Genomic DNA, 23,815 nt, shown 5'->3' with positions numbered 1-23,815 from the left:
TTGAAAGCGCTTGAATTAATAGACGAATCTCCGTATGCTTAACTTAAGGTTTGACAGGCTGCCGACGACCCTGTACGGTTAGAAAGTTGCGTATTCTGATCGACTTTATCCAGGTAGCGGTCAGCCAATAAATTCAGCTTTATTTGGGAGACATTTTATGTTCAAGCAATTATTAGGCAACACCAATTTTTTGATCGCTTTTTTTGTGGGCATCGCATTTATGATTGTGGGCATTCAGTGGGGCCGCGGTAAGTGGACTCGTTTGATGGTCCACCCCAAGGATCAAGGCCAAAATGGTGCCAGTAACCCCTGGGTCAGTGGTGGCGTGGCTTTGGTTTTAGGCATTGGCTGTATTATTTCAGCTTTTGTGATGTATCGTTAGTGTTTCAATTGTTGTGGACACTTAGACCGATGGTTGTTTGGCCTAGGTGTTTTTCATTTTTAATGGAGGAAGGTTTTAGTCATCGCAATTTTCGAACAGGTCATGTTACCGGTCTTATTGATCTTTTTAACGGGTTTCATTTTCCAACGGGTCTTCATGTTGGATATTCGACCTCTATCCACCATGGCCATGTATTTATTATTACCTTTTTTAGTATTTCAGACGTTCTATAAGCAACCCTTAGACGCCAGCTTCTTGTATATTGTGGTCACCTCGTTGCTGATTTTAGCTGGATTGATCCTCATTGGCTGGTTGTTGAGCAAATGGCGCCATTATCCTAAGAAACAGGTGAATGGGTTTTTATTAGCCACGGTTTTTCCCAATAGTGGCAATTATGGGGTGCCCATCGTTTTATTTGCTTACGGCCAAAAGGGGCTGGCTTACGCCATGCCCCTAATGGTTTTTCATACGATTTTAATGGGTGTGGTGGGGATTTACATCGCCGCCAACGGTGATAGTGCCGGCGGCTTTAAAAAGCCCCTACAATCAGTTTTAAAGCAACCCATGAACTATGTGATCATCCCCGGGATTTTAATGCAACATTATCATGTGACTATTCCCGCGAATTTCATGAAAAGCATTGACCTGGTCAGTAACATTGCCATTCCTTTGATCATGTTGATCTTGGGGATGCAATTAGCCAATGTGGTGGGGCAGCATATCAACTGGCGCCGAGTGGGCTTGGCCTCTATTTTAAGATTGGTGATTTCCCCAATTTTGGCCTATGCCATCTGTCTAATGTTCCCCATTGACCCGCTGTTGCGCAATGTCATCGTGGTGATGGCAGCCATGCCCAGTGCGGCCAATACCACCCTTTATGCCATTGAATTTGAAGCTGAGCCCCAATTTGTATCCAGTGCTACCTTAGTCACCACCTTGGCCAGTATCTTTTCATTGACCTTCGTTTTAAACTTGCTGTGAGTTAAGGCTGCTTACTGGTTGTTCGGCCGCCAAAGTAGCGGTATAGCCCCAGAGCAATCAAGCTAAAGCATAACGGCCCGATGAATAACAAGGTGGCGTCCAGATAATGGGCCTGTAACAAAGGCTCGAAGATGGCAAAGCCGATCCCCAATAAAATACTGACACAGACCAAGCCACTGGCCCAGCCTACATATCGCTGTTCAATCAGCAGGTAGGCTTGTTTTTGTTGTTGGCGGTAGCGGTAAAAGGCTAAGGCCACGATCAGATAAGGAATGGAGCGGGATACATTGGTCATGAGGGTGAGATTGTTATACAAGTTCACCGCATGGGCACTGGAAAAGACCACCACACCAATGAGTAAACAAATTAAAATACCTTGGCCAAAGACCGCTTTACTGGCCACGCCGAATTTATTCTCTTTTGACAAAAAGGCTGGCCAGAAATTGGTGGGCGTGCCGGTGATGATGGATTTCAACGGGGCATAGGCAATGGTCATGATTAAGCCAATGTAAGCCCAAAAGAGTACGAGGCCCGTGAGGCGCAGGAAGACTTGGCCTAAAATCGTGGCCCCGGCGGCACTTAAACCTAGCGCGCCACCTAATTCATGACCCAGATTAAACATTAAGAAATACATGGCATTGCCTAGACTGACTTGGTGGTTGGCAAAGATGGCTTGCCAGTTGGCACTGGCCCCCCAAAAGAAGATACCCAGCAAATAAGTGCCCATGATCAAACCGGCGGCCACTAAAATAGCCAGGGGAAACTTACGGCGGTTTTTACCCACCCGGTCCACCAAGCTGGCCACGGTATCTAGGCCTCCAAAGGCGGTGATGCCAAAGATGAGGAAGCTTAAATTGCCGAACAAGCCCTGATATTGAGGATTGGGAGAATGCAGTAGCGCACTAGCCTGAAGGGGTTGAGCAAAGTGGCCGTGATTGGTGATCAGCAGGGTAATGTTACTGACAGTGGCCACCAAGAATAGCAGGGCGATCAAGCTACCCCCTAATAACATGAATCTAGAAATGGTCAAAAAACCCCGACTGATCAAATACATCACCAAAAAGACCAATAAACAAGAGCCGAGCCCCAGCCAATAGACCTGGGGAATATTTAAAAAGCTGGCCTTGGCCGTGGTAAGATCCTGGCCAAAGCTTAAAATCGATAGGGGGATCCAGACCTTCATGAACAGACTGGCCAGCCAAATGGTGTAGCTGCTATACCATAGAAAAGTGGTGAGAAAGGCGGTTTTTTGGGACAGGCTTTGGCCCACCCAACTGTATAAACCGCCGCTATATTGGCCCAGATTCCCGGTGAATTCTGACACGATCAACGCATAGGGCACAAAGAAAATCACCGCGGCTAAAATGTACCAGGGGATCGCGCCATAAGACATCAAATAGTAGGCATTGGACATACTGGTAAAGGAAAAGACGGTGGTGGCAATGATCAAGACAAGCTTGCTAAAGGATAGTTCGACGGCAGTTTTTGGCATAGGTGTGACTCCAATCTATAATTTCAAATAAAAACCAATCGGGGTCATCTTCTAGGAAAAATGAACCTGATTGGTTATTTTATTGCTGATCAATGCGTTCGATAATAGCTTGCCGTAAAGCCGGCTGATTCTCTAAAGTGGGTAAGAAAATACTAGCTGGTTGGGCGGCTTTGATCAATTTTTCCACATTTTTTACAATGCGGCCCTGGGTCAAAAATAAGGGTTGTACCAGCCAGGGCTGGGTACTGGTGGCCAATACGTCTTGAACCTTTAATTGGCCCACATAATTGGCAAAGGCCACCGGGGTTTGTAACGCTTGGGAGAGCTGATGACCGATGGCTTCAAATTGTGCCAGGGGTGTGTCAAAATGGCCAGTCCCGTGGGCTACTAGTAAAATAGGCTGATTAGGATGCTCAGCCACGGCACGCTTTAATTGGTGGTATAAAAAGGCATAGACTGCTTGGGTCGTCCCTAAAGGCTCTAAAAAAGTGACTTTTAGGCCGGGACGCTTGCTGGCATTGATGCGCTTGGGTAAGTCCCATAAAACGTGGGTGGCCGCAAATAAAAGAACTGGGATCACGATTAATTCATCCACTTGGTCCCCTAAAGCCGCGACCCCATCTTCTAAGGTATGTTGGTCGCCCTCTAAAAAGCCAGTGGCTTGGGGTTGATCATAAGTATTTTTCAAAGATTCAATTAGGGCTAAATTAGCCTGGGATATTTTCCCCCGGCGCCCATGGAGGGCAAACAAAAATCCGGTGGTCATTGGTGCACCTCAATTTTCAGATAAATTTTGAGCCTGGGTCACAAGGGTTTGGGCGAACTGGGCGATTGCTGCACAAGCCGCATCATCTGGGGCCATTTCAATCTTGACACTGGGGGCGATGAGCTGGCCACCGGCTTGTTGTACCAGCTTTTCTAACTCATCCACCGCGCCACAGAAGTATTCGTAACTGGTATCCCCAGTGCCTAAAACTGCCACAGGTAACCCATTTAAATCAATGTCAGCCAAATCGTCGGCTAAATCTAACATGCCATCGGGTAATTCGCCTTCGCCGTCGGTATAGCTGGCCAGGACATAGGCATCCCCATCACTGAAGAATTCATCCGCGGCGATGCCATCATCGGCGTCAAAAGCCACCACTTCAGCATCAATATTTTCCAAAGCGTCGCTTAACACGTCCACAGCTTCTTGGGTATTGCCTGTCAAGCTAGTATATAATATTTTGACTTGCATTTATACAATAACCTCCTCAGGATTTAACGACGCCAAATGGTCATCTAATAGGGTTTGAAAATGGGCTAAATCTAGCCGGGAAAAATAGGTATAAAAGGTTTCGCCAGCCGCCTGGTGGGCTTGATAGTCTTGTAAGATGGCTCCCACGGCACCAGGCAGTTGGTCCTTGGTAAATTTGCCCTTTAATAACTCGTTGAAGTGGCCGCCCTTTAATAAACTGCCCCCCACAGAGAGCTTATAGGCTTCCACCCGGTCACCCGCAGCGGTTTTGGCGTGAATACCTTCAATGCCAATGTCGGCAATGCTCCGATGAGCACAGCCGTTGCCACAACCGGTGAGGGTGATGTGGGGTGGCTGTTCAAATTGGAACTTGGCATCTAATTGGGCCAAAAGAGGTTTGAAAATCTCTTTGGTATGGGCATTGGCCAAGTTACAATACTCAGCCCCGGTACAAGTCGTGCCAAAATCAATTAATTTTTGCGGCTGGTAGGAGAAGTCTTTAAAAATGGCCGCCGCTTTGACTGCCGGTAGATCAACGGCTTTGATCCAAGGAATAATTAGGTTTTGACTGTGGTCAAAGCGCAATTCATCGCGGCCATATTGCCGGGCCAGGTCCACGAAGGCTTGGAACTGATCCGCTTTTAAGCGGCCAGCGGGGATGCTGACCCCCACGTAATAGTAGCCGGCTTGTTTTTGGGGATGCAAGCCCAGGGCAGTGCCGTTGGTCCAGCCTTTCACCAAACTTTGACCAGCGGTCTGTAAATCTGGCAGCTGTTCGCGAATTTTAGCTTCAAATTTGGCAATACCCCAATCCTGGATCAGGAATTTTAAGCGGGCTTTGCCCCGGGAACGACGATAGCCATTGTCCCGATATAACTGGACCACCACCTCGGCTAAATCTGGGACTTGATCAGCCGTGACAAAAATATTGCTGGCTAGTCCCAAATAAGGTTTCATTCCTAGGCCGCCGCCAATTTTCACATTAAAGCCTTGGACTGCTTGGCCGTCGATTGTCTTAACGGCAGGGATCAGGGCTAGGTCATTGATCTCGGCATTGCCGGCGTTAAAAATATTCGTATTGATGGAAATTTTCATCTTCCGGGGCAGGTTAGAATAATCCCGATTACCTTGGAAACGCTGGTTCACGGCTAAGACCGTTGGCCGGGTATCAAAGAGTTCATTAGGATCGATGCCAGCCAAGGGATTATCGATGACGTTTCTGGTAATATCCCCCTCAGCCCCAGCCGTGGTCAGACCCACGGCTTCGATACCGGCGAAAATGTCCACCAGTTTTTCAAAGGGGATCCAGTGATATTGCACCGCTTGGCGGGTGGTCAGGTCAATGTCGCCATGACCGTAATCCCGGCCAATTTGGGCCAAGTGATCCCCTTGGGCCACGGTGATCACCCCACCGGGGATTTTCACCCGCATCATGAATAAACCTTTATCCTGGGGTTTTTGCACCGTTAAACCGGCATATTTGAAATACATATAATAGCTCTTATCGATTTCTGAGAAGGGCTTTTTAATTAGCTCAGGTAAATCTTTGAAGACGTCTAAGCCATCTTCTTGTAGTTTATTTTGTTCATTTTTGTTCAGGCGCTCTGCCGCCCAGGTTACGCTGTAACTCATAATGGCCTCCTTATAGCTCTTCTATTAGAATACTATGATAAACATTAAAGTCCAGCCATTTTTGGTAAAATTCGGATTTTGTTTTATCGTTTAAGCTTTCTTGCTCATCTAAGAAAGTTCGCAACTCCTGGGGGTTATGAACATGCAGTTGGGCCCCCAGTTGATTCACCAGTGGCAAGGACCAGTCCAGGTCTTGTTCCAGGTCAACAGAAGCTTCAAAGTGGCCGCTGCGAATAGTTAAGATACGATTAGAATCCGGTAGCAGGATATGGAAATCTGTGGGGTAATGGTAACCCGGGCCGGCCACCGGCAGGGCATCGTGGAGTTGGAATTGGGCTTGGGGCGTCGTAGCAGTGATTTTACTGCCCACACTCAAGCGGTAAGTGGCAAATAAGTTCACGGGATATAGGTGTTTATCTGCGGCAAAGACCGTGCCTTCAGGAACTTCAGCCCCAGCGTAAGCTTCGGTGACCGTCCCGCCGCCAGCCACATCATAGCCGTCCACGATCACAAAGCGACCAGTGGCGGGTTGTTGGCTGAAAAAGTCGTAAACCAAGGGATGTTCCAATTGGAAGACCACTTCGGCCACGTCATTGAGCTGGACATTGGTAGGCTTAGCCTGAGCTTTTAAGGTGCCGGCATCGGTGACTTTTAAAATTTTTAAGACTTTGGCGGCCACTTGTTGGGTGGCAATTTTCAAGCGGTAGGTCTTACCAGTTTCCAATGGTGCTGACCCCATCCAAAATAAATTGGTTTGTAAGACTGTGGTCACCTTGGGCCGCTGGGTTTCAGCAGTCTTGGTGATGATTTCACCCCGTTGATTAAAGAACTCATCTTTTAACAAAACCCCCACGGATTGGCCGGCAGTGGCTTTGGTTTTGGCATCTTTGGGCGCCCAGTGGGCAAAGCCGGCGACTTCCGTTTGGCGGCCACTGGGATAGATGGTCACTTGGTCCCCCTTGGCCAGGGTGCCGGCTTCAATGCGCCCGGCAATAATGCGTTGATCGTCGAATTTGAAGACATCTTGAATGGGCAGGCGTAGGGGCCGTTGATCTAAATCATCTTTGGGTTGAATGCCATCTAAGGTATCAATAAAGCTTTGACCATGATACCAAGGCATTTCTTTGGACACACTTAAGAGGTTTTCCCCATAGTAGGCGGACAGGGGTAAATAACCGCTGGGGGTGACATTTAAGGTCTTTAAGAAGTCCCCCACTTGGGCTTTCACCGCTTCAAATTGGGCCTGCTCATAATTCACCAAGTCCATTTTGTTGATCAGTACATAAATTTTTTCGATACCTAATAAGTGAAGAATATAAGCATGGCGCTTCGTCTGTTCCTCCACGCCCCGGGAAGCGTCCACAATTAAGAAGGCCACTTCGGCGTTAGATGCCCCGGAAATCATATTTTTCAAAAATTCGGAATGGCCGGGGGCATCGATGATCACATAATCTCTTTTTTTAGATTGAAATTGTAATTGGGTGGTATCAATCGTAATGCCTTGTTTTTGTTCCTCTTCAAAGGCGTCCAATAAATAGGCGTATTCAAAGGGTTTGCCGGTTTCTTTGGCGATATGCTTCACCTTATCGATGGTGCCTTCAGGTAAGGCATGGGTGCTATATAAGAGGCGGCCAATGACCGTGGACTTTCCGTGGTCCACGTGGCCTACCATGACAATATGCAATGCTGGATCGTTCATAAATTGATCTTCCTTTCTACATGTAACCGGCTTGCCGGAGTTTTTGCATGGCGTAGGCGTCTTCTTTATCTTGCGCCCGACCAGCCCGTTCGCTGACGTTGGTGCCTTTTAGTTCGGCAATGATTTCACTGACATTCTTGGCATCAGAAGGCACGGAACCGGTACAAGGGGCGCAACCTAAACTCCGATAGCGGCGGTGATTTTTCGCAAAATACAAGTCGATGATGGGCACATTTTCCCGTTGGATATATTCCCAAATATCTAACTCCGTCCAGTGCAGCAAAGGATGGACGCGGATATGGTGGCCCTTTGGAAAATCGGTTTTAAATTCGTCCCATAATTCGGGAGGTTGGTTGGTGTAATCCCATTTATCCTTTTGGTCTCGTTCCGAGAAGATCCGCTCTTTTGACCGGGAGCCTTCTTCATCTTGCCGGACCCCCACGATCAGGCCATCAAAGCCATACTTTTTCACAACTTGATTTAAGGCGACGGTTTTTAAAGCGCCACAGCACATTAAACGGCCCAATTTAGGGTTCATCCCATCTTTAACGGCCTGTTCATTGGTATAGACGATCAGATCAAGATTCAGTTCCTTCGCCGTTTTATCCCGGTATTCGATAACTTCCGGCATTTCAAAGCTGGTATCCACGTGAATAAAAGGGAAGGGGGTGTGGCCGTAAAAAGCCTTTTTCACCAGCCACAATAAAACCGTGGAGTCTTTACCGATGGACCACAATAATCCTAATTTCCCTAAATTCTTATAAGCTTCCCGCAGAATGTAGATGCTTTCTGCTTCTAGTTCATCCAAATGATCCATAATAACTTCCTTTCAATTAATACTTATTGGCTTTTTGCCGTTCTGTGATAATTTGTTGCAGGATACAGCCATCTTTGCAGGCGGTCCAGTCGATTTCTTTTTTGCTGACGGCGGCGGTCAAACTGGCGCCTTGGCCACCAATGTCTGAGCCAATATAAAATTCAATGGCTTGGACCGGGCAGACCTTGACACAGGACATGCAACCCCAACATTCGTCGGGGTAAGCCATTTGGGCTTTGCGGTCTTTGCCGCTCCCCACCATTTGAATCAGATTGCCGGGGCAAATCTCGGCACAGCGGCCGCAACCATTGCATTTTGCCGGGTCAATTCGAATGCTCATACACGTCATCTCGCTTTACAAAATCTCGATAGATTATTTGAATGTCCCCATCTTTGTAGATGGAATTCACATATTTGTTAAATTGGGCATCGGTTTCTGGAAAGTCCAGATTCTCCGCAAAGCTATGCCAGCGGGTTTCTTTTCGGGCTGCTAAATGGGCGATGACACACAGACAAACCACTAAGCGTTCCTTGACCTCGTATAAGCTCATTAATGCATGCATATTGGTCACCGGTGCTTGTTCAATGGTCTGTTGGAGCTGTTTGATCTTGTTGGCAGCGATCTTTAAACCGGCCTCCGTATAGCCATAATATTGGGAAATCCCCCCGGCGTATTGGTCCATCACGGCCTGCATGCTTTGTTCCACGGTAGCGATACTAGAGTTGTTGGGGTCATTTTCAAAATAAGCTAAGCCCCGTTGAATCAAGGCGTCAGCTTGTTGGGCAATGGTGGCGGGTTGTGGCGGGTAATTAGTTTGCAATTGGGCGACAATGGCTTCAGCGGCGATATCGCCTTCAGCTAAAGCCCCGGTGACATATTTTTGGGGTGCACCGCCGGCCACATCCCCCGCGGCGAAGAGCCCGTGGATGGTGGTTTGGCGATCGGTACTGACCCAATAGCCGCTGGCACAGTGGCCCCCCACGATATAAGGTTCGGTGCCTTCGATTTCCACGTTGTGGGTTTTAGGGCCACCATTTTCCAGCCAGCGCAGGGTTTGGGCGGGGTTCATATTCAAATAGGCATGGTATAAATCTTGTTCTTGTTGGTCCGTAATGTCGGTGGTCTTTAAATAACAAGGCCCACGGCCAGCTTTATTTTCTTGGACGGTGCCATAAACCCGTTCGGAGGTTTTCAGGCCATATTTGGTTTCATAAACCTCACCGAGCTGATTAATTTGCTTGGCCCCAACGCCTTGGGCAATGGTGCCAGTGGGGGCAATGGTGTCTTTACAACGCAGGGCGATAAAACGCATTTCAAAGGTGGTCATTTCCGCCCCAGCGCGGATGCCCATGGCATAACCGGCCCCGGTATTAAAGGGGGGATACCACATTTTGTGTTTGGAAAAGCCGGGATTGTTGGGCCGATAAAGCCCCGACGCCCCACCGGTGGCCACTAGGACCGCCTTGGCGTAAAAGGTGTAGGCCACTTGGTCTTTGGGGCTAAAGCCCACGGCCCCATAAATTTGCTGGTCTTGGACTAAGAAATCGGTGATGTTCACGTGATTGACAATTTTCACATGGCGCTGTCTGCGAGCGCCCTTGGCGAGAATTTCTTTGATGTTTTCCCCGTTAATTTTAATATTGCGATTGCCCCGGGGGACATAGTCGCCGTTTTCATCCTTTAAAATCACCAGGCCCATTTTTTCCAAATCGGCGGTGACCTGATTCAACCGTTGGCTCAAAGTCAACAGCAGGTCTTCTCGGACAATGCCATTGGCATCGTTTTTGGCATAGTCCACATAGAAGTCGGGGGTTTTGCCCTTGGTGATATAGGCGTTTAAGGCATTGACCCCAGCGGCTAGACAGCCACTGCGGCGGACGTCGGCTTTTTCAGCGATGACGATCTTTAACTGGGGATTTCGTAAGGCGGCTTGTTTGGCGGCGTAACAGCCAGCCGCCCCACCGCCAATGATCAATAAGTCGGCGGTGATAATCTTGGTTTCCAATTGAAACGGCCTCCTCGTATAGTTAGTTTTAAAAAGTTTAAGTTGATGTTTTTAGAAAGTCTTATAGGACTTGAATTTGTCGTTGGGCCGTACTTTGGGCCTTCAAGATTTGGCTCTGGTTATTTTGGAAAACCACTAAACGCTCAATGGTAATTTGGACTTGTTCCCCAATGCCTAACGGCGTGGCGCCAGCATCCCAATACGCTAACAGTTTTTGACCTTGGACGTCTAAAGCCACGTTGGTGGTCAAGCCTTTGAATTGCACGGCCGTGACCGTGGCACTTTGGCCAAAACTGGTGACTTTCTTACTGAGTTTATGGATATGGACATGCTCCGGGCGAATCTGCACTTGGCAAGCCGTACTTGGTAAGTCGTACCCGTTTAAATCGGGATTTTTTAACAGGCTGGAGTGGCCGATAAAGTTGGCGACGAATTCGTTTTGTGGTTGGTAATAAATTTCTAAGGGGGTGCCTACCTGTTGGATTTGGCCTTGATTCATCACCACGATCTCATCGGCGGTTTCAATGGCTTCCTCATGGTCATGGGTGACGAAAATACTGGTGATGCCCACTTGGTGGATCAAGTTCTTCAACCAGATCCGCAGTTCCTGGCGAATTTGGCTGTCTAAAGCCGCAAAGGGTTCATCTAAAAATAAGACTTTGGGATTGGGGGCAATGGCCCGGACGAAGGCCACCCGCTGTTTTTGGCCTCCGGATAATTGGTCCGGATAACGTTGGGCCAAATCGGTCAGGCCAGTGAGGTCCAGGAGTTCTTGGACTCGGGTCTTGATTTTAGCAGCCGGCCAGTGCTTCGTTTTTAAGCCAAAGGCCACGTTGTCATAAACGTTCAGATACCGGAAGAGGGCATAGTTTTGAAAGACAAAGCCAATCCCCCGCTCCTGGGGCTTAATGTCGTCCACAATGCGCCCGGCGATGGCCACCTGACCAGACCCGGCGGTTTCTAAACCGGCCAAGACCCGCAATAAAGTGGTCTTGCCGCAGCCGCTGGGACCCAATAAGGCGGTGAGTTTACCTTCTTGAACCCCAAAATTAATATCATTTAAGGCACTTTGGCCGTTGAAGGCTTTGGAAATATGACGAATATCAATATACATAAGCTAAGCACTCCTTTCTAGAATGTGGGACTGTTTTTTAACAGGATACGTTTCAGATAAATGATGGCAAAGGTACTGGCTAATAAAATCGTCGCCACCCCAAAGGCATCTTCAAATTTAAATTGGTTGTATAGGGATTGGACCAATAACGGCAGGGTCAAGGTCTTGCCCACGATGTTGCCAGAAACCACGGCCACGGCCCCAAATTCCCCCATGGCCCGGGCGCTGGCTAAAACCAAGCCCCCGGCCAGGGGGGTTTTGATGGCCGGCAAAGTGATCTGGGTGAAAATCTGCCAGAAGTTCGCTCCTAAAAAGGCGGCGGTCTGTTCTTCTTCCCGGCCGCGGGCAATCAATACCGGAACCAATTCCCGGGTGACAAAGGGGAAAGTTACAAAAATCGTTACCAGGAAGATGGCCGGTGGGGCGAAGATGATTTGCAGGTTGAAGTGGGCCACCAGCGGGGCCAACCAGCCGGTGCGGCCAAAGGTCAACACGAAGATTAGACCCACAATGACCGGGGAAACCGACAAGGGTAAGTCGATCAAGGTGTTCAATAAGCGTTTGCCGGGGAAATCATGAAAGGCGATGATCCAAGCGGCACTGAGGCCCAGGATCAAGTTGACCCCCACGGAAATTACGGTGGCGGCCACGGTTAAATTGAACGCCCGCAGCGTGTTTAAGTTGGCCAGCAATTGCAGGTAATGCCCTAGACCATGACTGGCCGCTTGGCTGATCACCAGGATAATGGGGAGGATCAGTAATAAGGCCATGAAGCCCCAGGCGATAATGATCAGGGGTAGTTTAATACGTTTACTTTGGAATTGTTTCATTTTTTACCCAACCTTTTGTTTTCAAAATGACGTTGCAAGCTGTGGATGACGTAAATAAAGACAAAGGAGAATAGTAACATCACACAGGCAATGGCGGTGGCCCCGTTGTAGTCATGGGCTTCCAGTTTAAACATGATGGTCAAAGGCGTGATTTCAGTTTTAAAGGGTTGGTTGCCGGCGATGAAGATGATACTGCCGTATTCGCCGATACTGCGGGCAAAGGCCAGGCCGAACCCGGCGATCAAGGCAGGTAGGATTTCCGGGAAAATAACCTTGCGGAAAATCAAATTGGGTTTGGCCCCTAGGGTCAAAGCCGCTTCTTGGTAAGTTTCATCCAGCTGAGCTAATACGGGCTGGACTTCGCGGACCACGAAGGGGATGGTCACAAAGACCATGGCAATGACGATGCCGCTGAAGGTATAGGCGATTTTCAGGTTGAATTGGGCGGCGAATTGGCCTAACCAGCCTTTGGTGGAGAATAAAAACGCCAAGGCAATTCCCGCCACGGCCGTGGGTAGGGCAAAGGGTAGATCCAACAGGGCATCTAAGAGCTTTTTGCCGGGAAACTCGTAGAAGGTCAAGACCCAGGCTAAGACCAATCCTAAGATCACGTTGATCAAGGCCGCTGAAAAGGCCCCTTTAAGACTGACTAAGTAGCTGGCCACCACCCGGCTGTCGGTGATGGTGTGGATAAAGGGCTGCCAACCCATTTGGATACCGCTGATTAACAACGAACAAAATGGGATCACGACGATTAAACTGAGCCCGGTAAGGGTAATACTTAAACCTAAACGATAGCCTGGAATCAAGCGATTCACAGCACGTTGTTCCATGGGTTGACCTCCTTATGTTGTCGGTTATTTGTGATAAATTTGATCAAAGGTCCCGCCATCGGCAAAGTGTTTAGCCGTGGTTTTGGCCCAACCCCCAAATAAGGGATCGTTGATGGTGATCAAATTTAATTTAGGGAATTGTTTTTGGAAATCTTTAGCGATGGCCGGATCCGTAGGGCGATAAAAGTTCTCAGCGGCCAAGCGTTGCCCGGTTTTGGTGTAGAGGTAATTGATGTAGCCGGTGGCGACTTTGCGGGTTCCCCGCTGGTCCACGGTTTTATCCACCACCGCCACGGATGGTTCAGCTTTCATACTGATGCTAGGGGTAACGATTTGGTACTGGCCGGGATGTTGTTTCAAAGTTAATAGGGCTTCATTTTCCCAGGCAACTAACACATCGCCTTGTTTATTTTGCACAAAAGTGGTGGTGGCATCGCGGGTGCCAGAATCTAATACGGTGACATTTTGATAAAGCTGTTTCATAAATTGTTTAATTTGCGTGGTATCATGATTAAATTTTTTATCGGCATAAGCCCAAGCTGCTAGGTAATTCCAGCGGGCGCCCCCAGAGGTTTTTGGATTGGGGGAAATGACTTGCATGCCGGGGCGGACTAAATCGTCCCAGTCTTTGATGTTTTTAGGATTGTCCTTGCGCACCAGTAAGACGATGGTGGAGGTGTAAGGCGCGGCGTTATCCGGGAATTTCTTTTGCCACCCGGCTTGAATCAAGCCGGCATTTTGAATACTGGTGATATCTGGGTCTAAGGCCAAAGTCACCACGTCGGCTTGGTTGCCCTCGATGACGGAATTGGCTTGTTTACCGCTGCCGCCATTGGACAGATCCACGTTGACTTTTTGCCCAGTTTTAGCCTGCCAGTATTTTTGAAAGGCTTGGTCAAATTGCAAGTAGAACTCCCGGGTGGGATCATAGGACACATTGGTGATGGTCACGGTGTTGCTGGTGGCCTGGGCCTGGCGTTCTTGATGCCGGTAAAAGAGCCAGTAACTACAGACAAGGATCACCGTGATTGTAATGCCGAGAATTTTTTTCAGTGGGCGCTTTTTGGGCTGGGCCATGGGGCCACCTCCTTTTTAGATTTGAAAAATGTGCGAAAAAAGCGCCCTTTCATATTCGAAAGGGCGCTTGTGCACGGTACCACCTTAATTTGAATCGATTCAAGTGCGAACCGATTCCTTATGATCACAGTAACGCGTGTACGTTGACTGTTTAACAAAGGCTCACAGTCAAATGACTCTAAAGACCATCTTCACATTTACCACTGTGCCTCTTTTCAGCTTCCCGAGGTTCTCTAGCCAGTTTTAAAACGCTACTCATCTTTTCAATGTCAAATTAAGTATGTAATTTAATATGCATACTAACGGGTATTAGACTGAGATACAAGGTAAAACCAATAGTTATTTTTTATCATGAGAGGTGTTTCTCATTGTTTTATCATCAAAAAGCAAGGTTTAAAAGTACTGGTCTTAAAGGATTTGGGGCAGATAGTTATTTTCTATCAGGTGACTTAGGAAAGAAGGTTTTTAAGGCCGTCACGAAGTCTGTGGCGATGGGAGATAAGCCTTGGTCGGGATGTTTCAGTAAAATCATGCGATTTTTGGTGGCGGGTATCAGGGGTCGCAGGGTCAAGCCTTGTTTTTCCGGATCCGTTAAAATACCAGAACCGGAACCGTAGGCATCGGTTTGACTGACGATTTTACTTAAAGTGGCCCGATCACTGGTGGCAATCACCGCCCCGGTGGTGGGAGGATCCAAGGGATCTTCAGCAATTTCTGAATAAGCCGTATCTTGGGTAAAGCGGACCTGGGGATAGGGAGCTAAGTCTTCCAAAGTCAGGGCTTCTTTTTCCGCCAGGGGATGGTGGGTGCTGAGGAAGATATGGGTCTCAAAGGTCCCCAGTTCTTCAAAAATCAATTTATTTTGATCAAATAACATCAATAAGCGGGACTGATTACCGTCATTGATGAATAAAATACCAATTTCACTACGATATTGGGCCACGTCCCGAATGGCATTTAAGGTGGTGCTTTCAAAGACCCGCAGGTACTGGTAATCGGGATATTTTGGTAAAATTCGGGTCAAAGCCGCGGCAATAAAGTCGTAGTGTTGGCCGGCAATAGAGAAATGGCGGTCCTGCTCGGCTTTGTTGGTAAAGGTATTACTGAGGCCGCTGACGGCCTGGAGGATGCGCCGGGCCTGCTGGACAAACTCCGTGCCGGCGGGGGTCAAAAAGTTACCCTGGGTGGTGCGCTTAAATAATTCGGTGTTTAATTCCTTCTCCAACTCTGAGATGCTGTGGGAGAGGGTGGGTTGGGTGATATATAACTTTTTAGCTGCGGCCCGAAAGCTTTGATTATCCACCACGGCTAGGACATAACGCATTTGTTGTAGGTTCATGGGCATTGACCTCGTATGTTTTTAATTTGTCATTTTAGCTAGCATAGGGGAATTTTCCGTTGCGTGTCAAGTTTACTAAAAAAGTTGTTTGACTTGACATTAGAAAATGATGATGATATTTTTAATCACAACTCATTTTAAAAGATTAGGGGGCTGAATATGCAACAAGAAACTCATTTATACGACTTAACAGTAATCGGTGGGGGTCCCACCGGCATGTTTGCCGCCTTTTATGCGCGGATGCGCAATTTAGATGTTCAGATTATTGAAAGCCTGCCGGAATTAGGCGGGCAAGTGGCGGCCTTGTACCCGGAAAAGATTATCAACGATGTAGCCGGTACGGGCGCCGTCACTGGAGCGGCTTTGATCGCCAATCTGCAAAGTCAACTGGACCAGTTTTCGGATGGTCTGTACCTGGCTTGTGGCGAAGCGGTCACTGGCTTAAAACGGCTGGATGATGGCACCTTTATGTTGACCACCACCAAACGCCAAACTCATACCCGCAGTATTGTGGTGGCCATTGGCGGCGGTGCCTTTGCCCCCCGACCCTTGGCAGTGGATTATGACAAGGCCTTAGAAGGACAGCAAATCCGTTATTTTGTCAAAGATCTCCAAGACTTTGCCGGTAAGACTGTGGCCATTGCTGGCGGCGGGGATTCCGCGGTGGATTGGGCCTTGGCCTTAGAACCCGTGGCGGCTGAAGTTCATTTGATTCATCGCCGTCAACAATTCCGGGGCTTAGAGTCCAGCGTGGCCCAATTGCAAGCTTCTTCAGTGGTTTTAGAAACACCTTATAATATCACCAGAGTCGCTGCCCATGATAGTGGGTTACGCATCGATTTACAGGTGGCTAAAGGCGAAGACCAACGTCAATTAGCCGTGGATACGCTCCTAGTGAATTATGGGTTTGTCTCCGACAACTCTTTGCTCAAAGCTTGGGGCTTACCTTTAGAACGTCGGGCCTTAATTGTGGATGCCAATATGGAGACCGAGATTCCAGGTATTTATGGCATCGGGGATGCGGTGACCTATCCGGGCAAGGTGAAGTTGATTGCCGCTGGTTTTGGTGAAGCCCCTAGTGCCATCAATCATTTGGCCACGGAACTTTATCCTGAGCGGAAACAACCATTACACAGCACTTCCATCAGCGCTTAAGCAACTATTTAGACTTTAACGACACCGGTTAAGGTCTATTTTTTTGCCATCAAACAGGCTAATTTTTTGGGGCCCGCCAAAATAATCATGAGGAATGAGACGAAATAATTGATTGTATTGTAAGCGCTACCTTATAATGAAGGCGGTTAACCACTAGCTTTATGAGCGCTATTTTCTAAGAATTATCAAAGGAGGATAATGATTATGAAAATTGGTATTCCTAAAGAAATCAAAAATAATGAGAACCGGGTGGGTATTACCCCAACTGGTGTGATGAATCTCGTCAAGGTGGGGCAAACTGTCCTGGTGGAAAAAGATGCCGGCACCAAGGCCGGATACTTGGACCAAGCCTATCTGGATGCGGGGGCGCAATTAGTGTCTGCCGACCAAGCTTGGGCAGCTGAGCTGGTGATCAAAGTCAAAGAACCACTGGCTTCAGAGTACCACTACTTCAGACCAGGGTTGATTATCTATACCTACTTGCATTTGGCACCTAATCCAGAATTGACCCAAGCTTTATTGGCTGCCCATGTCACGGCCGTTGGCTATGAAACCATGGTGGGGCCTGATGGTGGCCTACCGGCGTTAGCCCCCATGAGTGAAGTGGCTGGGCGAATGTCCATGATCATCGGTTCGCAATTTTTACAGGAACAATATGGTGGCAAGGGCCTGTTATTACCCGGGGTACCCGGCGTGCGCTCCGCCAAGGTGACGGTAATTGGCGGGGGAACGGTTGGGTTTAATTCGGCCAAAACGGCGCTAGGGATGGGCGCAGATGTGACCATTTTAGATATTAATCCTAAAGTTTTAGCCAATATTGACAACTTATTTGACGGGCGCATCAAGACTTTATTCTCCAACCATGGCAATATTGCGGCTCAAGTTCAAAATGCTGATGTGGTGGTGGGAGCGGTTTTGATCCCCGGCGCCACGGCACCTACGCTGGTGACTGAAGACATGATCGCCAGCATGGATCCGGGGTCAGTGATCATTGATATTCCCATTGATCAAGGGGGTATTTTTGAAACCACGGACCATGCCAGCACCTTTGATGATCCCGTTTATGTGAAACATGGGGTCTTGCATTATGCTGTGGCTAATATTCCAGGGGCGGTGCCGCAAACGGCTACAGATGCCTTGACCAGTGTAACCATCCCCTATGCCAGCCAAATTGCTACCCAAGGTATTCAAGCTGCTGCTAATAATCCCACCATTCTAACCGGCATCAACACCTATGCTGGTCAAGTGACTAATGAAGCGGTGGCCACCAGTGAAGGATTAACTTATGTACCCTTTCACGATCTAGATAGTGCCTTACAACACAACGCCTAAACTGACATCGCGTGAAAATAATAAATAAGCCTGCTATTGCCGACTAAAAATTTGCAATGGGGGGCTTTTGTTTTTGATGAAAGGAGTTGCTATGATGGCTGATTCAGGCAGTGATCAAACCTTACAGCGAAGTCTGAAGAATCGCCATGTGCAGTTGATCGCCATTGGCGGCACCATTGGCACCGGGTTATTTCTAGGGGCCGGCAAGTCCATCAGTTATGCCGGGCCATCTATTATCCTGGCTTATTTGATCACCGGCTTAGTGATCTTTTTCTTGATGCGGGCTTTAGGAGAATTATTACTTTCAAATTTAAATTATCGCTCTTACGTGGAATTTATTCGCCATTACCTGGGTGAAACTTGGGGTTTTGTGGCCGGGTGGACCTATTGGTTTTGCTGGGTGGTAATCGCCATGTCCGAAGTCACCGCAGTGGGGTTATATATCAAGTTTTGGTTTCCAAATATTCCCCAATGGATTCCAGGGTTGTTCTTATTAGGTTTATTGCTGGTCATGAATCTGATTACCGTTGAAGCCTTTGGTGAAGCTGAGTTTTGGTTTGCATTAATCAAAATTGTGGCCATTGTATTACTTATTGTCGTCGGGTTATATATGGTCATTTCCAATTTTAAAACCAGTGCGGGGCATGCTAGCTTTGGAAACTTAATCAATTATGGCGGTATCTTTCCAAAGGGCGCTCAAGGTTTTTTCTATTCTTTTCAGATGGTTGTTTTCAGTTTTGTAGGGATTGAATTGGTAGGGATCATGGCTTCGGAAACCAAAGATCCTGATAAGGTTTTACCTGAAGCTATCAACAATATCCCTATTCGAATTATTTTGTTTTACGTGGGCGCACTTTTTGTGATCATTGCCATTTTTCCATGGAACCGGGTTTTGCCGGATCGCAGTCCTTTTGTGATGGTTTTTGAAAATGTTGGGATTCGTGCCGCCGCTGATATCATCAATCTAGTGGTCATTACCGCTGCAGCTTCAGCTTGTAACAGTTCGATTTTTAGTACCGGTCGCATGCTTTACTCATTAATGCACGATACCCAATCTAATTTATTAGCCCCATTGAGTAAATTGACGAAACATCATGTACCCGGGGCGGCTTTGAATTTTTCTGCCTTAGTGATTGCACTGGCCGTGTTGTTAAATATCTTTATCCCGGATTCTGTTTTTGTATTGATCACCAGTATTGCCACCACTAGTTTTTTGTTCATTTGGGGCAGCATTATTGTGACCCATTTGCGTTACAAACACACCCAATTGGCACTTCAAAGTAAATTTAAGGCCCCGCTTTATCCAATTTCAGACTATTTGGTATTGGCCTTTTTATTAATGGTTTTGATTGTTTTAGTTTCAAATGTTGAAACTATTCCTGCCACAATTGCCACCTTTATGTGGCTCGGGTTAATGTTTTTACTGGGAATGCGGCACACGCAAAAATTAAAACGGGAAAATAGGTTAGAAACCGATTAAAAAAAGCCTTGCGCACATGGCCAAGGCTGAGGTGGTGCTATAGAATTTTTTCTAACATATGACCTTTCACACTGCGGACTTGTTCCACAATAACTAAGGCGTTGGGGTCCACTTCTGACACTAGGGGAACGAGTTGAGCCAGTTGTTTTTGGGAACAAACCAGATAAAGCATTAAACGCTCGGTTTTGCTGTAATAGCCCCGAGCCTGAACCACAGTGATACCTTGTTTTAACGTATTGGATATTTTTTCCGTCACGGCACTGGTTTCTTCAGTGATAATCGTGACGGATTTTTTAGCGCCAAAACGGTCTAAGAAGCGATTGACTACCACGGCTGAAGTATAGAGCTCAATGACGGTCAAAATGGTGTTTTCAAAGCCAATGACGACTACCGAAGGAATGGCCACAGCCAAATCGAAAATTAACGTACCGGTGCCGTTGGATAACCCAAAATAGCGATTTAAAATTTTAGCTAAAATGGTACTGCCGGCGACGGTGCCATCGGCTCTAAAAATGATGCCCATGGAGATCCCCATCAACACCCCGCCCACTAAGGCGGGAATAATGGTTTGGTTGGTGTGATAGTGGTATAACACCGGCAATCTCAGGAAAAAAGAAATACATAAAACTGCCCAGACGGTGTACCAAATGGTTTTAGAACCTAGGTAACGAAAGCCCACGATCAACAATAAGCCGTTTAAAACCAAGTTGGTCAGCGCTGGCGAAATACCCAGGGTATAGTACAAGACGTTCATGATCCCGGTGACGCCCCCTTCGCCGATTTTATGGGGAATTAAAAAGTAATTGATGGCCAACGCATAAAAGATGGCCCCTAAGACGATCAATAAGCCATTTTTCAGGATCGTTTGGTGTTGCTTGTTTAGATGCATGTGCTTACCTCCCAAGTTAAATGAGTTTGAATAATAGCCGACTGGCCGCCAGTAATAAATAAGCGCCGTAAACCATGATGATACCCCCAGAAATGATGTTGACCCATAACATGAATTTACGGGGAAGACGCTGTCGGACCACACTTAAGACCGCAGAGATGCCATAAAACCAAGTGGCCGATGCCAGTAAAATACCGGCGATGAAAAACCAGACTTCGTTGTTTTGCAGTGTTGCCCGTAAAGCGCCAAACATCAAACTAGTGTCAATTAAGGCCTGGGGGTTGCCCCAAGTCACCATCCAAGCACTTAAGAAAACTTTTTTAGTTGTTTGGGACCCACTGGTGGTGGGATTCAGCTGCGTGGCGTGGGCAGCACGGATCGTCTGCCAGCCCATGAGTAAAACCACTAAGCCCCCGGCCAACATAACCGCTAAACGCAACAGATCACTTTTGGCTAAAATTGCGCCCATCCCAAAGAAAGCCACCAATACCAGGGATGTATCCGCTACCCAAACAAAAGTGGCGTATCCCAAAGCCCGCTTTAACCGATTGCTTAAGGCATTGTTAAATACGAATAAATTTTGCATCCCAATTGACGAAACTGAGGCGATGCAGAGAATAAATCCGCGAAGAAAAACTGCTAACATAAGTTCACCCGTTTCAAGAAATTGATAAAAATGCAATACATTTCATTATACTTGAAATCTCTGAGGGTTTGAAGCGTTTTATCCGTTTTATTGAACCACTCATCCCCATTTTTGAACGACTCATGGCAAAACCTAAGACAGCCGGGGCTTTTATGGCTAAACTAGGGGTATCATTTAAAAGGAGCTGGCAATATGGCAGATTTAAAAATTCAAAACTTAACGAAAACCTATGGTGCTAAAATTGCGGTGAATCATATAAGTATGACTATTAAAGCGGGGAGTTTTGTGGCTTTTCTAGGGCCTAATGGTGCTGGCAAGTCCACCACGGTGGGGATGGTCTGTGGTTTAGTTGCCCCCACCAGCGGCCAAATCAGCTTAGGAAACTTGGCCATTGATGCCACCAGCTATCGGGCCAAATTAGGCGTTGTTTTTCAAGATAGTGTGTTGGATCGGGATTTATCAGTGGCAGCTAATTTAAAACTGCGGGCGCAAATGTATGCTCACATTGATCCCGCCTGGCAGCAACAATTGATTGCCCATTTCGGGTTAACGGCCTTCGTGACTCAAAAATACGGCACGCTTTCCGGCGGACAACGGCGGCGGGTGGATATTGTCCGGGCTTTGTTACACCAACCGGCGATCTTAATTCTAGATGAACCATCAACGGGTTTAGACATTCAAACCCGGCGGATTATTTGGGAAACACTGGCGGAATTGCGCCGGGATACGGGGCTAACCGTTATTTTAACCACCCATTATCTGGAAGAAGCCCAATCCGCTGACTTTGTCTATATCATCGATCAGGGCACCATTATCGCTGCCGATACCGTGGCTAACCTAACCCGGGACTATGCCGCTTATCAACTGAAACTAACCCCTGTAGATGCTCCCAAGTTGTTGCAGCAACTACAAGCCCAAGGACTAAAAGCTAAGTCAGATCATCAGACAATTTCAGTGGCGGTTCCAACAGCTCAAGCAGCTTTGGCAGTTTTAAACAACTGCCAGTCCTTGTTGACGGACTTTGAGTGTCGGCCCGGGGATATGAATGATATCTTTATTGCTTTAACAGGAAAGGCGGTCCACTAATGTTAGCATTTACGAAACGCAATTTAACCCTATATTTTGGTAATCGGGCCACGGTCTTCTTCTCAATTTTAGGGGCGTTGATCGCCTTTATCCTTTACTTGGTATTTTTACGCAATACGGTGATCAATAGCATCCCTATTAACAATATCAGCGCGGTCTTAGATCCTTGGATCGTTGGTGGCACGCTGACCATCGTGGCCATTACTACCAGTCAAATCGCCTTAAGTCAAATGATTATGGACCGCCAACAAGGCCGGTTAGCCGATTTTGTCATGACGGGGACACCCTACTGGCAAATCCAAGGGGCTTATCTTATGGGGGCCATTTTGATCAGTTTCTTGATGCAAATTCTAGTATTTTTCATCATGTATGGTTATTTTGTCCTGGCAGACGGTATTATTTTACCTTGGACACTGTTGCCGCAAGTGTTATTAACAGCTTTATTGAGCAGTGGCGTGTGGACAGCTTTTAATCTATTGGTTTTCAGTTTTGTGGAAAAGACCACCACGGCCAGTCAACTGAGTACCATTGTAGGTACTGCCGCCGGTTTTTTTGCAGGGGTCTATATTCCCATTGGCAGTATGCCAGCTTTTGCCCAGACGATTAGTAAATTCACCCCAGCACCTTACAATTCGGCCTTATTTCGTCAGCTATTAATGGATCCAGTGTTGGATCAGAAATTTTCAGGTCACTTGAGCCAAGCCCGGGCAACGTTGGCCCAGCATTTAGGGGTGACCATTTCCCTTAATCAGGACTTAGCCAGCTGGCAAGTGGTGGGTGTGATGATGGGATTTTTAGTGGTATTTGTGATTTTTGCCCTGATCTTTAGCAAACATAGTCGACTGGCTGCTATCTCCCGAGTATAATTAATGTATTATTTAGGAAAAGAGGTTGTGACCGTGAAGATTTCCTTTGAACAAGACGCGACGCTAAAACCCAATGAAATTGAAGTCTTGGTCCGAGCAGCTCAGCTATCTTCTGATGTCACGACTTTATTGACAACTTTAGGTCAGCTGGAGAATCGGCGGCAGACCTTACCCGTTACCGTGGATGACACAGTGGTTTTATTGGCCTTTGATGACATTGTGGCCGTCGAAGTGTTTGGAGATCAACTCACCATTCATAGCCAAACTAAAGATTACACCGTGCGGGGACAATTAAAGACGATGATAGAGAAGCTGGATAATAACAATTTTATTCAAATCAGCCGCAATAGTATTTTGAATCTGGATAAAATTACCGCCCTGGAAGCTGAATTTTCGGGCAATATGACGGCGCGAATGCAAAACGGCTTGAAATTGACAGTGAGTCGCAAATATTTAGGCGATTTAAAACAGCGTTTAGGAATGTGAGGTGGTTCTATGACACATTTGAAACACGTGATTCACGATGTTCTCTTTGGCATCATGGTGGGGGCCACGGTCTACTTTGGCGCGCTGGCTTTGCACTTTAAACTTTTTCCAGCCACGGCTAAAAACGCCGCTGCTTTACTGGTCACTGCTGGCTTGATTGGCCTGTTGAGTCAGTTATTTGAGATCGAGCAGTTTTCTTTTACCACTCTTTTTGGGATCCATTGTATCTTGACGGTTTTAATTGTCCTGGGGGCTAGTTATCTGTTTGATTGGGAATTCTTAGCTGGTAGCACTGGCCGCTTTTGGCTGATTTTTATCCTGATTTATGCGGTGATTTGGATCGGTTGGCGTTTGTATAGCCTGATGACCGTCCAGGCGCTGAATGTGAAGATTCGGAAACGTAATAAGTCAAACAAATAATAGTTCGCTAATTGTC

The 23,815-nt window shown here is 47.2% G+C and carries 24 protein-coding genes; 9 read left to right on the top strand and 15 right to left on the bottom strand.

The window, feature by feature from the left end; translation table 11 throughout:
* The first annotated feature begins 157 nt into the window (after nucleotides 1-157).
* Together FC83_RS16110 and FC83_RS16105 are read left to right on the top strand one after the other, a co-directional pair.
* The gene (locus tag FC83_RS16110; protein ID WP_035450687.1) at nucleotides 158-382 is read left to right on the top strand and encodes a hypothetical protein; all 225 of its coding nucleotides are present in this window, start codon (nucleotides 158-160) and stop codon (nucleotides 380-382) included.
* A 102-nt stretch (nucleotides 383-484) separates the two neighbouring features.
* Complete coding sequence (locus FC83_RS16105; RefSeq protein WP_057003019.1) at nucleotides 485-1,363, top strand: AEC family transporter; 879 nt, start codon at nucleotides 485-487, stop codon at nucleotides 1,361-1,363.
* 1 nt (nucleotide 1,364) lies between these two features.
* Here FC83_RS16105 and yjeM read toward each other — a convergent pair whose 3' ends face one another.
* The 13 genes from yjeM to FC83_RS16040 form a co-directional block, all read right to left on the bottom strand.
* Nucleotides 1,365-2,855: a glutamate/gamma-aminobutyrate family transporter YjeM gene (gene yjeM, locus FC83_RS16100; RefSeq protein WP_057003018.1), complete on the bottom strand. Its 1,491-nt coding sequence runs from the start codon at nucleotides 2,853-2,855 to the stop codon at nucleotides 1,365-1,367.
* A gap of 79 nt (nucleotides 2,856-2,934) precedes the next feature.
* Nucleotides 2,935-3,621 (bottom strand): sirohydrochlorin chelatase, encoded by a 687-nt coding sequence (locus tag FC83_RS16095; protein WP_035450688.1) that lies wholly within the window; start codon nucleotides 3,619-3,621, stop codon nucleotides 2,935-2,937.
* Nucleotides 3,622-3,630: 9 nt separating this feature from the next.
* Nucleotides 3,631-4,092: a flavodoxin domain-containing protein gene (locus FC83_RS16090; RefSeq protein ID WP_035450689.1), complete on the bottom strand. Its 462-nt coding sequence runs from the start codon at nucleotides 4,090-4,092 to the stop codon at nucleotides 3,631-3,633.
* Nucleotides 4,093-5,724 carry a nitrite/sulfite reductase gene (locus FC83_RS16085; RefSeq protein ID WP_057003017.1) on the bottom strand — a complete coding sequence of 544 codons (1,632 nt, stop codon included), beginning with the start codon at nucleotides 5,722-5,724 and terminating at the stop codon, nucleotides 4,093-4,095.
* A gap of 10 nt (nucleotides 5,725-5,734) precedes the next feature.
* Nucleotides 5,735-7,423, bottom strand: a complete 1,689-nt coding sequence (locus FC83_RS16080) for a sulfate adenylyltransferase subunit 1 (RefSeq protein WP_035450690.1) — start codon at nucleotides 7,421-7,423, stop codon at nucleotides 5,735-5,737.
* A gap of 16 nt (nucleotides 7,424-7,439) precedes the next feature.
* The gene (gene cysD / locus FC83_RS16075) at nucleotides 7,440-8,240 is read right to left on the bottom strand and encodes a sulfate adenylyltransferase subunit CysD (RefSeq protein WP_057003016.1); all 801 of its coding nucleotides are present in this window, start codon (nucleotides 8,238-8,240) and stop codon (nucleotides 7,440-7,442) included.
* 16 nt (nucleotides 8,241-8,256) lie between these two features.
* Nucleotides 8,257-8,580 (bottom strand): 4Fe-4S dicluster domain-containing protein, encoded by a 324-nt coding sequence (locus FC83_RS16070; RefSeq protein WP_035450691.1) that lies wholly within the window; start codon nucleotides 8,578-8,580, stop codon nucleotides 8,257-8,259.
* Nucleotides 8,564-10,246 (bottom strand): adenylyl-sulfate reductase subunit alpha, encoded by a 1,683-nt coding sequence (locus FC83_RS16065; protein ID WP_035450692.1) that lies wholly within the window; start codon nucleotides 10,244-10,246, stop codon nucleotides 8,564-8,566. Before FC83_RS16065 ends, FC83_RS16070 begins: the two co-directional genes overlap by 17 nt.
* Nucleotides 10,247-10,307: 61 nt before the next feature.
* The gene (locus tag FC83_RS16060) at nucleotides 10,308-11,360 is read right to left on the bottom strand and encodes an ABC transporter ATP-binding protein (RefSeq protein ID WP_035450693.1); all 1,053 of its coding nucleotides are present in this window, start codon (nucleotides 11,358-11,360) and stop codon (nucleotides 10,308-10,310) included.
* Between the two features lie 17 nt (nucleotides 11,361-11,377).
* A complete protein-coding gene (locus FC83_RS16055; protein ID WP_035450694.1) occupies nucleotides 11,378-12,190 on the bottom strand; it encodes a sulfate ABC transporter permease in 813 nt (270 codons plus the stop codon).
* On the bottom strand, nucleotides 12,187-13,023 hold the full coding sequence (gene cysT / locus FC83_RS16050; RefSeq protein ID WP_057003015.1) for a sulfate ABC transporter permease subunit CysT: 837 nt from the start codon (nucleotides 13,021-13,023) through the stop codon (nucleotides 12,187-12,189). Before cysT ends, FC83_RS16055 begins: the two co-directional genes overlap by 4 nt.
* Before the next feature lie 24 nt (nucleotides 13,024-13,047).
* Nucleotides 13,048-14,100: a sulfate ABC transporter substrate-binding protein gene (locus tag FC83_RS16045; protein WP_081762950.1), complete on the bottom strand. Its 1,053-nt coding sequence runs from the start codon at nucleotides 14,098-14,100 to the stop codon at nucleotides 13,048-13,050.
* A gap of 430 nt (nucleotides 14,101-14,530) precedes the next feature.
* On the bottom strand, nucleotides 14,531-15,439 hold the full coding sequence (locus FC83_RS16040) for a LysR family transcriptional regulator (protein ID WP_035450695.1): 909 nt from the start codon (nucleotides 15,437-15,439) through the stop codon (nucleotides 14,531-14,533).
* A gap of 159 nt (nucleotides 15,440-15,598) precedes the next feature.
* On the opposite strand from FC83_RS16040, the gene FC83_RS16035 reads away from it, so the two are divergent.
* From FC83_RS16035 to FC83_RS16025, 3 genes are all read left to right on the top strand, one after another.
* Entirely contained in the window at nucleotides 15,599-16,594 is a 996-nt protein-coding gene (locus FC83_RS16035; RefSeq protein ID WP_035450696.1) for an NAD(P)/FAD-dependent oxidoreductase, read from the top strand.
* A gap of 204 nt (nucleotides 16,595-16,798) precedes the next feature.
* On the top strand, nucleotides 16,799-17,926 hold the full coding sequence (ald, locus tag FC83_RS16030; protein WP_057003014.1) for an alanine dehydrogenase: 1,128 nt from the start codon (nucleotides 16,799-16,801) through the stop codon (nucleotides 17,924-17,926).
* Between the two features lie 91 nt (nucleotides 17,927-18,017).
* Nucleotides 18,018-19,406: an amino acid permease gene (locus FC83_RS16025; protein ID WP_420805640.1), complete on the top strand. Its 1,389-nt coding sequence runs from the start codon at nucleotides 18,018-18,020 to the stop codon at nucleotides 19,404-19,406.
* A gap of 37 nt (nucleotides 19,407-19,443) precedes the next feature.
* Here the strand turns inward: FC83_RS16025 and FC83_RS16020 are convergent, their stop codons facing one another.
* Nucleotides 19,444-20,295, bottom strand: a complete 852-nt coding sequence (locus FC83_RS16020; RefSeq protein WP_035450698.1) for a YitT family protein — start codon at nucleotides 20,293-20,295, stop codon at nucleotides 19,444-19,446.
* A 16-nt stretch (nucleotides 20,296-20,311) separates the two neighbouring features.
* A complete protein-coding gene (locus FC83_RS16015) occupies nucleotides 20,312-20,941 on the bottom strand; it encodes a LysE/ArgO family amino acid transporter (protein WP_057003013.1) in 630 nt (209 codons plus the stop codon).
* A gap of 192 nt (nucleotides 20,942-21,133) precedes the next feature.
* Here FC83_RS16015 and FC83_RS16010 point away from each other — a divergent pair, with 192 nt between their 5' ends.
* The 4 genes from FC83_RS16010 to FC83_RS15995 are packed head-to-tail and all read left to right on the top strand — an operon-like array spanning nucleotide 21,134 to nucleotide 23,799.
* Nucleotides 21,134-22,027, top strand: a complete 894-nt coding sequence (locus tag FC83_RS16010) for an ABC transporter ATP-binding protein (protein WP_035450699.1) — start codon at nucleotides 21,134-21,136, stop codon at nucleotides 22,025-22,027.
* Entirely contained in the window at nucleotides 22,027-22,893 is an 867-nt protein-coding gene (locus FC83_RS16005) for an ABC transporter permease (protein ID WP_057003012.1), read from the top strand. Before FC83_RS16010 ends, FC83_RS16005 begins: the two co-directional genes overlap by 1 nt.
* Before the next feature lie 33 nt (nucleotides 22,894-22,926).
* Complete coding sequence (locus tag FC83_RS16000; protein ID WP_035450700.1) at nucleotides 22,927-23,379, top strand: LytTR family DNA-binding domain-containing protein; 453 nt, start codon at nucleotides 22,927-22,929, stop codon at nucleotides 23,377-23,379.
* 9 nt (nucleotides 23,380-23,388) lie between these two features.
* Nucleotides 23,389-23,799, top strand: a complete 411-nt coding sequence (locus tag FC83_RS15995) for a DUF3021 domain-containing protein (protein ID WP_035450701.1) — start codon at nucleotides 23,389-23,391, stop codon at nucleotides 23,797-23,799.
* The last annotated feature ends 16 nt before the right edge of the window (nucleotides 23,800-23,815 follow it).

Source organism: Agrilactobacillus composti DSM 18527 = JCM 14202, assembly GCF_001436375.1.
Classification (GTDB): Bacteria; Bacillota; Bacilli; order Lactobacillales; family Lactobacillaceae; genus Agrilactobacillus; species Agrilactobacillus composti.
The sequence above is the reverse complement of the archived record's forward strand: the minus strand, read 5'-3'. Positions and strand labels throughout refer to the sequence as shown.

Coding starts and splice junctions, on each gene's coding strand:
- FC83_RS16110 (WP_035450687.1), top strand. CDS start 158: ATGTTCAAGCAATTATTAGGCAACACCAATTTTTTGATCGCTTTTTTT.
- FC83_RS16105 (WP_057003019.1), top strand. CDS start 485: ATGTTACCGGTCTTATTGATCTTTTTAACGGGTTTCATTTTCCAACGG.
- yjeM (WP_057003018.1), bottom strand. CDS start 2,855: ATGCCAAAAACTGCCGTCGAACTATCCTTTAGCAAGCTTGTCTTGATC.
- FC83_RS16095 (WP_035450688.1), bottom strand. CDS start 3,621: ATGACCACCGGATTTTTGTTTGCCCTCCATGGGCGCCGGGGGAAAATA.
- FC83_RS16090 (WP_035450689.1), bottom strand. CDS start 4,092: ATGCAAGTCAAAATATTATATACTAGCTTGACAGGCAATACCCAAGAA.
- FC83_RS16085 (WP_057003017.1), bottom strand. CDS start 5,724: ATGAGTTACAGCGTAACCTGGGCGGCAGAGCGCCTGAACAAAAATGAA.
- FC83_RS16080 (WP_035450690.1), bottom strand. CDS start 7,423: ATGAACGATCCAGCATTGCATATTGTCATGGTAGGCCACGTGGACCAC.
- cysD (WP_057003016.1), bottom strand. CDS start 8,240: ATGGATCATTTGGATGAACTAGAAGCAGAAAGCATCTACATTCTGCGG.
- FC83_RS16070 (WP_035450691.1), bottom strand. CDS start 8,580: ATGAGCATTCGAATTGACCCGGCAAAATGCAATGGTTGCGGCCGCTGT.
- FC83_RS16060 (WP_035450693.1), bottom strand. CDS start 11,360: ATGTATATTGATATTCGTCATATTTCCAAAGCCTTCAACGGCCAAAGT.
- FC83_RS16055 (WP_035450694.1), bottom strand. CDS start 12,190: ATGAAACAATTCCAAAGTAAACGTATTAAACTACCCCTGATCATTATC.
- cysT (WP_057003015.1), bottom strand. CDS start 13,023: ATGGAACAACGTGCTGTGAATCGCTTGATTCCAGGCTATCGTTTAGGT.
- FC83_RS16045 (WP_081762950.1), bottom strand. CDS start 14,100: ATGGCCCAGCCCAAAAAGCGCCCACTGAAAAAAATTCTCGGCATTACA.
- FC83_RS16040 (WP_035450695.1), bottom strand. CDS start 15,439: ATGAACCTACAACAAATGCGTTATGTCCTAGCCGTGGTGGATAATCAA.
- FC83_RS16035 (WP_035450696.1), top strand. CDS start 15,599: ATGCAACAAGAAACTCATTTATACGACTTAACAGTAATCGGTGGGGGT.
- ald (WP_057003014.1), top strand. CDS start 16,799: ATGAAAATTGGTATTCCTAAAGAAATCAAAAATAATGAGAACCGGGTG.
- FC83_RS16025 (WP_420805640.1), top strand. CDS start 18,018: ATGATGGCTGATTCAGGCAGTGATCAAACCTTACAGCGAAGTCTGAAG.
- FC83_RS16020 (WP_035450698.1), bottom strand. CDS start 20,295: ATGCATCTAAACAAGCAACACCAAACGATCCTGAAAAATGGCTTATTG.
- FC83_RS16015 (WP_057003013.1), bottom strand. CDS start 20,941: ATGTTAGCAGTTTTTCTTCGCGGATTTATTCTCTGCATCGCCTCAGTT.
- FC83_RS16010 (WP_035450699.1), top strand. CDS start 21,134: ATGGCAGATTTAAAAATTCAAAACTTAACGAAAACCTATGGTGCTAAA.
- FC83_RS16005 (WP_057003012.1), top strand. CDS start 22,027: ATGTTAGCATTTACGAAACGCAATTTAACCCTATATTTTGGTAATCGG.
- FC83_RS15995 (WP_035450701.1), top strand. CDS start 23,389: ATGACACATTTGAAACACGTGATTCACGATGTTCTCTTTGGCATCATG.